This window comes from Asticcacaulis excentricus CB 48 (genome assembly GCF_000175215.2).
GTDB lineage: Bacteria > Pseudomonadota > Alphaproteobacteria > Caulobacterales > Caulobacteraceae > Asticcacaulis > Asticcacaulis excentricus.
In genome coordinates this window covers 1,360,400-1,373,586 of record NC_014816.1, presented here as the reverse complement: position 1 = coordinate 1,373,586, position 13,187 = coordinate 1,360,400, and the positions used below count along the sequence as shown (strand labels likewise).

At 59.8% G+C, this 13,187-nt stretch carries 9 protein-coding genes; 4 read left to right on the top strand and 5 right to left on the bottom strand.

Features of this window, described 5'->3' with window-relative positions; genetic code table 11:
* Nucleotides 1-54 precede the first annotated feature (54 nt).
* Both ASTEX_RS06420 and ASTEX_RS06415 read right to left on the bottom strand, forming a co-directional pair.
* On the bottom strand, nt 55-966 hold the full coding sequence (locus ASTEX_RS06420) for a DUF4198 domain-containing protein (protein ID WP_013478795.1): 912 nt from the start codon (nt 964-966) through the stop codon (nt 55-57).
* A 33-nt stretch (nt 967-999) separates the two neighbouring features.
* Nucleotides 1,000-1,749 (bottom strand): energy transducer TonB, encoded by a 750-nt coding sequence (locus ASTEX_RS06415; protein WP_013478794.1) that lies wholly within the window; start codon nt 1,747-1,749, stop codon nt 1,000-1,002.
* A 205-nt stretch (nt 1,750-1,954) separates the two neighbouring features.
* Between ASTEX_RS06415 and ASTEX_RS06410 the strand changes: the two genes are divergently transcribed.
* From ASTEX_RS06410 to ASTEX_RS06400, 3 genes are all read left to right on the top strand, one after another.
* Nucleotides 1,955-4,426 carry a S9 family peptidase gene (locus tag ASTEX_RS06410; protein ID WP_041659027.1) on the top strand — a complete coding sequence of 824 codons (2,472 nt, stop codon included), beginning with the start codon at nt 1,955-1,957 and terminating at the stop codon, nt 4,424-4,426.
* A gap of 291 nt (nt 4,427-4,717) precedes the next feature.
* Nucleotides 4,718-6,553 carry a translational GTPase TypA gene (gene typA, locus ASTEX_RS06405; protein ID WP_013478792.1) on the top strand — a complete coding sequence of 612 codons (1,836 nt, stop codon included), beginning with the start codon at nt 4,718-4,720 and terminating at the stop codon, nt 6,551-6,553.
* Between the two features lie 132 nt (nt 6,554-6,685).
* Nucleotides 6,686-7,336, top strand: a complete 651-nt coding sequence (locus tag ASTEX_RS06400; RefSeq protein ID WP_144004625.1) for a hypothetical protein — start codon at nt 6,686-6,688, stop codon at nt 7,334-7,336.
* 205 nt (nt 7,337-7,541) lie between these two features.
* On the opposite strand, the gene ASTEX_RS06395 is transcribed toward ASTEX_RS06400, so the two are convergent.
* The 3 genes from ASTEX_RS06395 to ASTEX_RS06385 all read right to left on the bottom strand — a co-directional run bounded on the left by ASTEX_RS06395 (nt 7,542) and on the right by ASTEX_RS06385 (nt 9,723).
* The gene (locus ASTEX_RS06395) at nt 7,542-8,480 is read right to left on the bottom strand and encodes a TonB-dependent receptor domain-containing protein (RefSeq protein WP_083805559.1); all 939 of its coding nucleotides are present in this window, start codon (nt 8,478-8,480) and stop codon (nt 7,542-7,544) included.
* Nucleotides 8,435-8,935, bottom strand: coding sequence for a hypothetical protein (locus ASTEX_RS06390; RefSeq protein WP_041658565.1), 501 nt, complete (start codon nt 8,933-8,935; stop codon nt 8,435-8,437). Before ASTEX_RS06390 ends, ASTEX_RS06395 begins: the two co-directional genes overlap by 46 nt.
* An 80-nt stretch (nt 8,936-9,015) precedes the next feature.
* Nucleotides 9,016-9,723 carry a TonB-dependent receptor plug domain-containing protein gene (locus ASTEX_RS06385; protein ID WP_041658564.1) on the bottom strand — a complete coding sequence of 236 codons (708 nt, stop codon included), beginning with the start codon at nt 9,721-9,723 and terminating at the stop codon, nt 9,016-9,018.
* A gap of 271 nt (nt 9,724-9,994) precedes the next feature.
* Between ASTEX_RS06385 and ASTEX_RS06380 the strand changes: the two genes are divergently transcribed.
* Complete coding sequence (locus tag ASTEX_RS06380; RefSeq protein ID WP_013478790.1) at nt 9,995-13,159, top strand: autotransporter outer membrane beta-barrel domain-containing protein; 3,165 nt, start codon at nt 9,995-9,997, stop codon at nt 13,157-13,159.
* Nucleotides 13,160-13,187 lie beyond the last annotated feature (28 nt).

Below are 13,187 nucleotides of genomic sequence, written 5' to 3'. Positions count from 1 at the left end.
GCCGGCCCCCGTTCCCGCCGTAGCGGGTAAGGCATATTATACCCTCTGAAAACCTTAGAAGGGCAACACTTCCAGCGTCACGGCATAGGACGACCGCACCGGCGGCATGTCACGTTGCGCCGGTTGCCCCTGCGGTCGCGCACCCTCAGCACCGGCCTGAGGCCCGCCCTGCGGTCCGGCTTGGGGGCCATGGTCGTCGTCGGCTTCGGGACGCGGCGGGTAAGAGGTGTTCAGATAGTACTGACCACCGAATTTCCAATTGACGGAAATCGTACCTTCGGCGTCAGCGGTCACCGTCTGCTCATCCAGTTCGCCGCGGAAGCGCACGCCGCCCGGCACCACCTTGACCTTGAGGCCCGGCATCGGCTTGCCATCCATCAGCACACGGAATTTTGCCGTTTCACCCACCACCAGATCGGTCGTCGGTTGCAGCGGGAACAGTTCAAGTCCCTGCCCCACCGGCTTGATTTCAGACGGTTTTCCCGACGTCACAAAGGTTTCGACGCGGCCAAAATTGCGGCTGACCTTAAGCTCCGGCGCGTTGGCCGGCACCTGCTTGGCGAAGTCGTCTTCGGAACCGCGGAAGGTTTTGCTCTCTTCGCCAGCCTTCCACGTGGCCATCACCATGCGATTGACCGAAGCGATGCGATAGGTGCCTTCGGTCGCCAGCTTAACGTCAAAGGTCGAGCGAAGCTTGCCCGTCGAGGCGTTTTCGGCTTCGACCGGCGAACCGTCCGGCGCGCTGATCTGAAGATTGGTCAGGCGCATGGCGTTATGGTCGGCATAGAACAGGCCATTGGACGAGGCGGCATCCACCGTCACATAGGTAGGACGCTGCGGATTGGCCGAGGCTTCGACCTGCGTCGCCGAGGGCAGCAGCCATTGGCTGTGGGCCAGAGCCGCCGGGGCGGTCGCCAGTAGGCCCAACGCGGCGGTGCCGGTCAGAAGGCGCTGAAGCAGGGTCATGATGAGTCTCCGGAATGTGTTCTTAAAGAAGTATCAGGCGCGTTTGAGGCCAAAGGTAATGGGGACGGTGGCCCACGAATCGACCGCCTGACCGCCACGGGTCGCCGGACGGAACTTCCAGCGTTTGACCGAGTCTATAGCGGCGCGATCCAGTCGCATGTAGCCGCTGGACGCCTGCACCTGCACCTCACCGACAGTGCCGTCGGGGCGCACCTGTAGACGTAGCTGCACCGTCCCCTCCTCGCGCCGCGCCTTGGCTTGCGGGGGATAGGCGGGCGGCGGATTGCTGTTCAGTGCCGACTCGACATCGACGCCGACAAAATCATTGCGCGGTTGTGCCGCTGCCGGCGCGGCCTTGGCCACAACGGGAGGCGCTACCGGGGCTTGAACCGGCGGGGCCTTCACGGGGGTCATCTCCAGCGGGGCGACCTGCGCCACAACCGGTGTCGGCGTTTCACGCGGTTGAAGCAACGGCTTGGGTTCAACCACGGGCGTTTCGGGTTTGGGTGTATCGGGCATGATCACGGGCTTTGGCGGCGCGCGGCGCGATTCAATCGGCACCATTTCAACGACCAAAGGCGCGGTGTCCTCGATCTCCAGCGTCGTCAGACGAAATTGTGTGCTGACGATATAGGCGGCCAGAGCGGCATGAACCGCCAGTGACACACCGATAGCCACCGATGTTCCGCCGCTCGTCCTTTTGAGACGCTTTACAGCGGCAGGCACCTTACGTTCGCTGCGCGTTGTACCGTTTGCATCGGTGAGAATACTCTGGGCGGTCATGCGTCAAAAGCCAGTGACAACGAGCCGGACCCCAACGATCCGGACGATAGGGCTGACTAGCACTCCTGCAATTCATTCGCAAGCGCATTGAAAACAATTCTCATTATGATAAATCGCCGCACCCCGGTGGAGAGGGATGAACCCGCCCCTTGATTACATCTGTGACAACCGTAAGACTGTCGCCCTAATCAAAAAGGGCCATGCCATGAGACTCAGCCACCTGCGCGCCACTGCGGCCGCCGTCACCGCCTTTATTGCTGCCGCCACGATGACGCCGGTGTGGGCCGCACCGGCCACAGGCTATCAACTCCCCCCGGCACCGATTGCGCAGATCCTCGATGCCCCGCCGACGCCCGGCGTCATAGTCAGCCCCGAACGCCGCACCATGGCGCAACTGGGCCGTGAGAATCTTCCCTCCATCGCGGCTGTATCCGAGCCAATCCTGCGCTTGGGCGGGTATCGCATCAATCCGCGCAATAATGGCCCGATCGAAGCCCGCGCCGCTTGGATGAACAGTCTGGCCTTCGAAGACGTGACCACGGGGTCCGTGCGTCCGGTCGCCCTGCCCGCCGGGACACGCTTTCTGTCGCCACGCTGGTCGCCGGACGGCACAAGGCTGGGTTTTCTGGTGGACGCCAGCGGCGGTCTTGAGCTTTGGGTCGCCGATGTCAAAACCGCGACGGCCAAAAAGCTGACCGGCGGCATAGTCAATGCGGCCTTCGGGGCCGGTTTTGACTGGCTATCCGACGGTTCGGGGGCTCTCTTTTCGGCCGTTCCCGCTGGACGCGGTGCCGCCCCGTTGAAGGACCCCACGCCGTCCGGCCCCATTATTCAGGAGTCGAAGGGGCGCACCGCCGCCATCCGCACCTATCAGGACCTGCTGGGCAATGCCTATGACGAGGCCCTGTTCGACTACTACTTCACGTCTCAGATCACGCGCGTTTCCCTAAGTGACGGTACGATCACCGCCATCGGCACGCCGGGTCTCTATACCTCTATGTCGGTATCGCCGGACGGCAAGTACCTGCTGACCAGCCGCCTTAAGCGCCCCTACAGCTATCTTGTGCCCGCCGGGCGCTTCCCGACCGAGATCGCAGTGAGCACGCTGGATGGCAAACCCGTCAAGCTGCTGGCTGATCGGCCTTTGACCGACAATCTGCCCGCCGCCTTTGACGCCGTGCCTACCGGGCCGCGCTCCGTCTCCTGGCGCGCCGATGCCTCGGCCACGCTCGTCTGGGCTGAAGCGCAGGACGGCGGCGATCCGAAAGCCAAGGTGGCCATCCGCGATACCCTGTTTACGCTGAACGCCCCGTTCGACGGCGCGCCGCAAAAGTTGATCGACCTCGATCAGCGCTATGCCGGGCTCGACTGGGGCCGCGCCGACTTCGCGCTGGTGACCAGCCGCTGGTTCGATACGCGCAAGGAAAAGCGCATCGCACTCGATCCCTCAAAACCGGGTAACGGCCGTGTGCTGCTGGAGCGCAACTATCAGGACCGCTACAATGATCCGGGCAGCGCCGTCTCGCGCCTGACCGCCGAAGGCGAAGAGGTGCTGCACTTCACCCCGGACGGCAAGTCGGTCTTCGTGATGGGGGCCGGCGCCTCGGCCAAGGGCGAATTCCCGTTTGTCGGCAAGATGTCACTGAGCGACGGCAAGGTCACACGTGTGTGGCAGGCCGAAGCCCCCTATTACGAAGCGCCGGTGGCGCTGGCCGATCTGGCGGGCAAGTCGGTCATCACCCGCCGCGAAAGCAAGGATGACGCGCCTAACTACTTCATCCGTCCGGTAGCGACGGGCGCCAAGACCCGCGCTCTGACGCAATTCCCGGACCGCGCGCCGCAATTTGCCGGGGTCACCAAGCAGACCCTGACCTATACGCGCGCCGATGGCGTCAAGCTGTCGGGCACGCTGTACCTGCCCGCCGGTTACGATAAGGCCAAGGATGGCCCCCTCCCCCTCTTCATGTGGGCCTATCCGGAAGAGTTCACCGACGCCTCGGTCGCCAGCCAGACGGTGGATAGCGGCAATCGCTTTGTGCGTCCGGGCGGCGCCAGCCACCTGTTCCTGCTGACCCAGGGTTATGCGGTGCTGGACGGGCCGTCCATGCCGATCATCGGTAAGGACGGTGCCGAACCCAACGACACCTATGTCGAGCAACTGACCGCCAGCGCCAAAGCCGCGGTCGATGCCGTGGTCGCTCTGGGCGTTGCCGACCGTAACCGTATCGCCGTGGGTGGCCACAGCTATGGGGCCTTTATGACCGCCAATCTGCTGGCCCATACCGACCTGTTCCGCGCTGGTATCGCGCGCTCCGGGGCCTATAACCGCACCCTGACGCCGTTCGGCTTTCAGTCGGAACAACGCACCTACTGGGAGGCGACCGACACCTACACGAAGATGAGCCCCTTCACCTATGTGCGGAATATCAAGAACCCGATCCTGCTGATCCACGGCGAAGCGGACGACAATTCCGGCACCTTCCCCATTCAGAGCGAGCGCTTCTACGCCGCCCTGAAAGGCGCCGGGGCCAATGTGCGCTACGTGGTCCTGCCCAACGAGGCGCATGGTTATCGGGCAAGAGAGTCTAACCTGCATACGCTGTGGGAGATGACGCGCTGGCTGGACACCTATGTCAAGAACGCTCCGCCGCGCGCGGAAAAACCGGCCGCAAAGTAGGCAAAGGGACGGAGCGCTTCCTGCCGGAAGCGCTCCGTCCCTTCGCATCCGCAAAAATAATCCACGGTTCGGGGTGGCGCTTTGACGCAGATTCGGTTATAGACCGCGCCAAATCACGCGTGCCGAACCGGTTTGGCCTCTCACATATGTCTGCGAGAGGCTTTTTTATGGGTTGGCAAGCGCCTCCGGCACCTGACGGAGGCGTGCGGAATGCCCCCCACCCGGCCCCCGATGCAGAGATCGGCGCGCCATCCTCTCCCGATATGGGCCGAGGAAAGATCAGAGTCTTTTATGAATCTTCGCAATATCGCCATTATCGCCCACGTTGACCACGGCAAGACGACGCTCGTGGACGCCCTCCTGGCTCAGTCGGGCGTCTTCCGCGCCAACGAAGCCACGGTTGAGCGCGCCATGGATTCCAACGATCAGGAGCGCGAGCGCGGCATCACCATCCTCGCCAAGTGTACCTCAGTCCTGTGGAACGGTAAGGCCGGCGAAACCCGCATCAACATCATCGACACGCCGGGCCACGCCGACTTCGGCGGCGAAGTTGAGCGTATTCTGGGCATGGTGGACGGCTGCGTTATCCTCGTGGACGCCGAAGAAGGCGTCATGCCGCAAACCAAGTTCGTGCTGGGTAAGGCGCTGAAACTCGGCCTGCGTCCGATCCTTTGCATCAACAAGGTCGATCGCGCCCACGCCGATCCGGACCGCGTGCACAACGAAGCCTTCGACCTGTTCGCCGCCATGGGCGCGACGGATGAGCAACTCGACTTCCCGCACATCTATGCGTCGGGCCGTTCGGGCTGGGCGACGCTAGACCTCAATGTGCCGTCCGATAACCTCGCGCCGCTGTTCGACCTGATCGTCGATCACGTGCCGCCGCCCGCCGTGCAGGCCAAGGTCAATGAGCCCTTCCAGATGCTGGCCGTTCTGATCGAATCCGATCCGTTCCTGGGCCGCATCCTGACGGGCCGCATCGCGCAGGGTAAGGCAACCCCCGGTCTGGCCATCAAGGCGCTTAACCGTGACGGACAGGAAATCGAGCGCGGCCGCATCACCAAAGTGCTGGCCTTCCGCGGTCTGAAGCGCCAGCCGCTGGACGAAGGTTCGGAAGCCGGTGACATTGTCGCAATCGCCGGTCTGTCGAAGGCCACGGTTGCCGATACGCTGTGTGACATGTCGCTCGACACCGCCCTGCCGGCGCAGCCGATTGACCCGCCGACCATCTCGATGACCGTGTCGGTCAACGACTCGCCGCTAGCCGGTCGTGAAGGCTCCAAGGTGCAGTCGCGCGTGATCCGCGACCGCCTGCTGAAGGAAGCCGAGTCGAACGTCGCCATCCGCGTCACCGAGTCGGGTGAAAAGGACGCCTTCGAAGTCGCCGGCCGCGGCGAATTGCAACTGGGCGTGCTGATCGAAAACATGCGCCGCGAAGGCTTCGAAGTCGCCATTTCGCGTCCGCGCGTGGTCTATCAGACCGATCCGGAAACCGGTGAGCGCATGGAGCCCATCGAAGACGTCATGATCGACGTGGACGAAGAGTTCACCGGCGTCGTCATCGAAAAGCTGTCGGCGCGTAAGGCCGAACTGAAGGACATGGCCCCGTCAGGCGCGGGCAAGACCCGCATCCAGCTCAAGTCACCATCGCGCTCGCTGATCGGTTATCAAGGCGAATTCCTGACCGACACGCGCGGTTCGGGCGTCCTCAACCGAGTCTTCTCGCACTACGAAGCCTATAAGGGCCCGATCGAGCAGCAGCGCAAGGGCGTTCTGGTGTCGAACTCGGACGGTGAAACGGCGGCCTACGCCCTGTGGAACCTCGAAGAGCGCGGCGTGATGTTCGTTGGCGCTGGCGAAAAGACCTACATGGGCATGATCATTGGCGAAAATTCGCGCGCTGACGACCTCGACGTCAACCCGATGAAGGCCAAGCAGCTCACCAACGTCCGCGCGTCGGGCAAGGATGAAGCCATCCGCCTCACCCCGCCGCGTCGTCCGACTCTGGAACAGGCCATCGCCTATATCGAAGACGATGAACTGGTCGAAGTGACCCCGCTCAATATCCGTCTGCGCAAGAAGGAACTGAACCCCTCGTTCCGCAAAAAGCGCCAGAAGGAAGACTAAAACGAACGGCCCCGGAAACGGGGCCGTTTTTATTTGCGGGTAATGGCTCAACAAAGATCCCTGCGCTTTGCGATTGTGCTTTTTATCTTTCCTGATAACTTATCAACACTAAGTTGATAGAGGAAGACTCAGTTGCGTCGCCTTTGGGTATCGGTGGTTTTAGGTTTTGGGATGATTGCCGGGTTTATCGGCATCGGACTTTGTTACGTGCCCGAAAGCGCCCGTTTGCGCCCGACCTATGAAGCGCAGTGGCGGGCGTTGACGTTGCCCAAACCCTATGTGGAATACGCCTGCGGACACAGAACCAGGAAAGAGGAGCGTACTGAGTGCGAGGCCAACCTGTCGGAATATGCCCCCGGCGAGAGTTTCGACCTCATCTTCCCTCAAACCATACCCGATGCAGACTGCGCGCTGATGGCCACAGTGCTCCGCGACGAAGCCAATCTTGAAAACGATGGCGAAGTCTATCTGAACGTCAATGGTCAGATGAACTGCCATTTTTCAAAATATGGACTCAAGCATTATACAAAAAACGAGCCCGAAGGTGGGTATTTTATTACAAACTACTATAGCCTTGACGCACGCCGTGTATCGGCCGACGTCTTTGCCTTCGCCTATCGCCATACCTACGTCTCACGACCCCAATACAGCCTGTTTCGCACGCGCGCCGTCATTGCCTATGGGCATCAAGTCGAAGGGGGTTCCGGTTATATATGCACCTATAATCGCTATTCAGGTCAGTGGCGACGTGAAAGCCCCTGTGCAATGTCATGGGTAAGCTGACATAAGGTTTGGGGCCAAGAAGGCGGTGCCCCTTGCGACGGTTTCCTAGATCATTATGATTTCTGATAGAAACATGATGATCTAGATTTTGATTAGCCCCTCGCCGGCCGGTGGCTCCGCCACCTTGGCTGCCGCCTCAATGGCAGCTTAAGCGGAATGATTCAATCGGAAATCATTCCGCTCTAAACGGTGCTGTTAAACCGAATCAGCGCTTTTTGGGTACGGAACTGAAACCACCCAATTGCCGGCTGAGACCAATCATGATGGTCGGTGTACGATTCTCACTGACAGACACGCTACGGAAGCGATTTGTCTCGGCAACCGTTTCGATCTTCGTCAAGGGCAGTGGTTCCTGCACCGTGATCACCAGCGACAGTTTCGGCTTCAGATTGCGACGATAGTCAATCATCCCGGAACCATTGGCGCCGCGATACCCCTGCGTCGTGTAGCGCCGCCCGTTTAGCTTGTAATTCAGCGACAAAGAACCCTTTTTGAGCGTATAGATGAGTGATACCCCACCACTTAGCGCTGTGTCCGAACGACGGATAGACAATTCCGGCACATCGATGTCCACAGAGGTCACCGTCATGTCGACGTACACATTAAGCGTGTTGTTCCATCGCTGACTATAGGTCGCGGTCAGGCCATAATTGCGCTCCCATCCCGCATTCGTTCGCGTTGTCTCGGTGACGAAATTGCCAAGGTTCTGCGGATCGGCAATTACGCGGCTTGAGGTGACGATCGTTTCGTCCTTGAAACGATAAAAGCCCGTTATTCTATAATCCGAATGTGGCCGATTGACCTCGTAAATGATTTCCAGATTGTCCACCTCTTCGGGCCCAAGCGCTGCATTCCCGATGGTGACGGCGGTCGCAGAACTGAACACCAGACCCGGATTGAGATCGACAGGCTGTGGTCGCTGCTGCTTATGGGTATAGCTTAAACGCAGACGGCGCTTGGCGGAAAAGGCATAGGTGGCGAACAGGCTGGGGTTGAAGCGGGTGTAGTCGATCTGATTTTCAAGCGTCGTTCCTGGTACTTCGGTCGAAAGCTCAAGGGTTTCGGCCCGCAGCCCGCCTAGCAGTGTCCATTTGGGCGTCAATTCCCACTGCGCCGTGGCATATACCGCCGCCGACTGTTGCACATAGCTGAAGCGATTACTAAAAGGGCATCTAGCTGCAAATCCGCTACGGAGCCCGCCGGACCAAGGGACAAGGTCTCGGTTTTGCTGGTTTCCGTATCAAATTGCGAACCGACGCTGACCTGAACGCGGTTAAAGGTGGTGTTGTACGCGACAGACAGCATGGCGGTGCGGGTATTGGAACCCCCATCGCGTCGGGTATAGCGCCTGCCGGTGTTGGTGCTTACCGAAGCGCGTTCATAGTCCAGCCGGGTGAGCGACGGCGTATCCCGGTTCGATTGCGAGACAGTCAGGTCGAGCTTGAACGACTGATCCGGCTTTTGTCCGTAGTGGGTGTAGCCAAAGCTCAGACTGCCGTTGTCGTTAGGGGTCCGCCCGTCGCTTTGGGAGCGGAAGACATCGCTCAGGGCGCCGTCGGCCCCACGCGAGGCGGTATAACCTGCAAAGTCGCTATTCACCTTCCCTTGGTTGTAGCTAAGGCCTCCGGTGAGAACATCATTGTCGCTCAGGTCGTATTGCAGATTCGTCGTCAGCGAGCCTATGCGGTATCGCCCCTGACGGTCCCCTCAGACCGCGCCTCGCGGATTGCGCCGCCCGACGCATCAAAGGCGGTCGAGGCGCTGTCGAAATCACTGTCGAAACGGCCGTCAAACACCGCCGCAAAGCCACCTATATTCAGCTTACCCTGCGTGTAGCTGAGATAGGCGTTGGTGTTACCGCCGCCGCGCGAAGCGACCTGCGCGGACACGGACCCAAACAGGCCCGGCGGCAGATTGCGTTTGGTCACGATATTGACGATTGGACCCGAGCCGCTGGAAGAATATTGCGCGCCGGGATTGGAGATGATTTCAATGCTGGAGATATAGGCCGACGGCATGGCGCGTAGTGCCACAGCGCGATTATCTCCGGACAGCATCAGTGACGGACGACCGTTCAGATAAACCCGCGCGGTCTGACCCCGCACACTGACATCACCTTGCGCATCGACGGACACACCGGGCATCTTGTTCAGGGCCTCGGCCGCTGTGCCCGTGGCAGCCGCCGGGTCTTTTGAAAGGTCGTAGACCTCTTTACCCGTTGGGTCCACACGTTTCTTGCCCTGAACCGTAATGGTTGTCGCAGCTTTATCGTCACCTTCAGAGGTCTTAGGCGTTTCCGCCTTTTTCTCACCTGTCGTTTGGGTTGGGCTCTGGGTATATCCGGTCGTTGGTAAAGCGAACTGAGCGGCAAACAGTAAAGCGAACATGGGCAAGCCATGGTGTGAATAAGCGGACAAAGCCCCCTCCCCGCGATGTGCACAACTCATCCGAACAGAGTCGCCTTACACAATTATGAGTTACACAACGGATTAAGCAAGCATCGCTTTCCGCCTTCGATCATCCAATGACCTTTCTTGGCTCTGTCGCTTTGGATTGCAGCCCTGACACTCTGCGACCTTCGCGTAATCTTAAGGCCCTTCTGCCGCCTCAGCGGCCCTTTACCCCCTTGGCGACTGTCATTCCCCGCCAAGGTCGATCATGCGCCATCCCCGTCGTTCGTTGCTTCTTTCTGCCACCGCTCTGGCTCTCGTTTTTACCAGCCCGGCGGCGCTGGCGACCACCACGGTTTCGACGGCCACCACCACACCGCTGCAAACAGCTACAGCGAATAGCACCGGCGCAGATGATATTGATATCACCTCTGACGGTTCGATCACCTTAACCAGCGGTGCGGCGATCACAGTAAACAGTAATAACACCCTGATACTGAACGGTGAAATCGCCATGTCTTCATCGGATAGCGGTGCGACGGGTGTTCTGATTGATGGCCCGCGTACCACAGACCTCGACCTATCGGGCACCATCACGGTCACAGACGATTACACGGCCGAAGACGAGGATGACGACGATATTGTCGATGGCCCCTTTGCCGAGGGCACAAACCGCTATGGGGTACGCGCCACAGGGCTGCTGACGGGCGACGCGGATATTGATTCAACGATCACTGTCCACGGCAATCAGTCCGCGGCTATTCTGTTTGAGAAAGGTCAGGTCGGCGATTTTCTGTTTGACGGGACGATCACTGTTCTGGGCGACGACGCCCGCGGTATTGCGCTGCGTGGCCCGCAAACCGGGCAGGTCTATATAAGCGGTTCGATCTATACCCAGGGCAAGGACGCGCAGGCGGTTGAACTTTCCGGTCAGATTGATGGTGCGCTGATACTGGACGCCAGCGTGACCAATCTTGGTTATCGTTACACCAGCATTGATGAAGACTATCTGGACCTGCTCGATGTGGATGACCTCTATCAAGCCAAGGCAGCCGTGCAAATATCCAGCAACGTCAGCGGGGGCGTGCTGATCAACGCCGCCGTGACAAGCGAAGACGACGACAATGACGACGAAAATGGCAACGGCATAGATGACAGCGATGAAGGCACCGCCGCCATCACGCAATATGGCTCGGCCCCGGCCCTGCTGATCGGCTCAGATACGCAGGCGATTACGCTAGGGGCCATAGCCTATAATGATACGGCCACTGACGATTACAGCGGCCGTACCTACGGGCTGGACATACGCGGTTCTGTGGCCGCCCATGGGGTCTATGAGGGGGTCAGCGCCACCGCTGTACAGATCGCCGGTCTGGGCTACGATGTGTATGTCACCAATGGTATAGGCTTGTCCGGATCGGTCACTGCGTCCGCTTATGAAGCGTCCGCCACAGGTCTGGCGCTGAGAAGCGGTGCGCAGGTCGGCACGCTTAATCTGTCGGGTTCGCTTTCCGCCAGCACCACCACGACCAATTCCCACACGGCCTACGGTCTGGATATCAGCAGCGGTGCAATTTTAAACACGCTGAAAATTGAAACCGGAGGGGCGCTCACTGCGTTTGGCTACGGTACGACGGCCAATGCCACGGCCTTGCGCGACACCTCCAATACCCTGACCTCACTCGTGATCAACGGCAGTATCTCCGCCGGTATCACCCCCGGCGATGAGGACGAAGACGATGTGACCGATACCGCGGTAAACCGCGCGGTGGCCATAGACCTCAGTGCCAATAGCGTGGCGACGACGATTGAGGTGGTCAATGCCCATCTGGATGATGACGACTACGCCCTGCCCTATATCACCGGTGATGTGAAACTGGGTTCCGGCAATGATACTGTCCGCGTCTCCAACGGCTATATCTACGGCAATATCGACTTCGGCGCGGGCAGCAACAGCCTGACGATTGAAGAGGAAGGCATCGTTCTCGGCAAACTGACGGGGTCTGGAACGGTGGCTGTCGATGTCGCCAACGGCCGTCTGGGGCTGAGCGCAGGTTCGCAACTGACCCTGTCGAGCCTGCAAGTGGGGAGTGAGAGCGAGCTTTATCTGGGGCTGACCACCGCAGATCCCACCCGCCCGCTTCTGATCAACACAGGCACGACGGTGTTCGACGATGGGGCCGCTCTCTATCTGACGCTGGACAAGATCATTCAGACGCCGACGCGTTTTACCCTCATGACCGGCAAAAACATCGACTTCGGGACGCTCGACTTCGAAGACATGGAGGAGCAGGTCCCCTGGCTTTACAAGTCCACCCTGACGACGGGTACCGCCAATGACGGGCTCTATGCCGATTTTCGTCTGCGCACGCAGTCTGAGTCCGGTTTGAGCGTTACCGAATACAGCGCACTGGGTGCGGTCCTGACGGCGGCCGCGACCGACGATGACACGACCAATACCCTATTGGCTGCCACCACTAAAACCGGTTTTGTCAGTACCTACGCGGCGTTTCTGCCTGATTTTTCGGGTGAAACCCTGCTGTCTTTGTCGCGCGGACGCGAGGCGCTGACGCGCTCGATTGAAAAACAGTCGATCCTGCCCGGCGTGGGCGAAACCCATTATTGGCTTCAGGAAGAGGGCTATCAGCTCAACCGCGAACGCGGTGAAACTCTGGGGTTCAAGAGTACGGGTTTCAGCTTTGCCGGCGGTGTCGAACGAGGTTTGGGTTATGGACAAGCGGTTGGTCTTTTCACCAGCTACACGGCGGCGACACCGAAGGACACCTACGCCACCGCCTATGAAACCTCTTCGGCGGCCGATTTCACCCTTGGGGGCTACTGGCGACTGAATAGCGGCGGCCTGAAGGCCTGGCTAAGCGCCGGGGCGGGCGGGACCTTCTTCGAGACGGAGCGACAGATGGTCGGCTCAGCCAATACGCTCACCGCGCGCGCCAAATGGAATGGCTACAGTGTGTCGGGCAGCACGGGGGCCTCGTACCGGGCGACACTGGGGCCAATCAGCGTAAAACCGCTCGTCTCCATCGATTATTACGCCCTGAAGGAAGAGGCGCGGAATGAGAGCGGTGGCGGCACCGCCTTTGACCTCAGCATGGACGAACGCCGGAGCCATATCGCCACCGCCTCTGCGCTGCTCAGCTTCGGGCGTGGTGATCGCGCGGCCCTGCTGCAACCGGAAATCTGGGTGGGTTATCGCAATAATTTTTCGGTGACGGTGGACGATACCATCGCGCGCTTTACAGGCGGCGACCCGTTTACCCTGTCGGCAGGGAACCTTAAAGGCGGCGCACCACTGATAGGCATGCGCATGATGGCCGGTAATGAATATGGTTATATAGCACTTGAAGCGGAAGGCGAAAAGTATAGTGAATACAGCAACTACAAACTGAGTCTTCGCACCGGCTTTAAATTCTGAAACCACTCCTAAAGCATCAGTGCATTTT

Excerpts from the sequence above, each read along its gene's own strand:
- ASTEX_RS06415 (WP_013478794.1), bottom strand. The coding sequence starts at position 1,749 with ATGACCGCCCAGAGTATTCTCACCGATGCAAACGGTACAACGCGCAGC.
- ASTEX_RS06380 (WP_013478790.1), top strand. The coding sequence starts at position 9,995 with ATGCGCCATCCCCGTCGTTCGTTGCTTCTTTCTGCCACCGCTCTGGCT.
- ASTEX_RS06410 (WP_041659027.1), top strand. The coding sequence starts at position 1,955 with ATGAGACTCAGCCACCTGCGCGCCACTGCGGCCGCCGTCACCGCCTTT.
- ASTEX_RS06420 (WP_013478795.1), bottom strand. The coding sequence starts at position 966 with ATGACCCTGCTTCAGCGCCTTCTGACCGGCACCGCCGCGTTGGGCCTA.
- ASTEX_RS06385 (WP_041658564.1), bottom strand. The coding sequence starts at position 9,723 with ATGTTCGCTTTACTGTTTGCCGCTCAGTTCGCTTTACCAACGACCGGA.
- typA (WP_013478792.1), top strand. The coding sequence starts at position 4,718 with ATGAATCTTCGCAATATCGCCATTATCGCCCACGTTGACCACGGCAAG.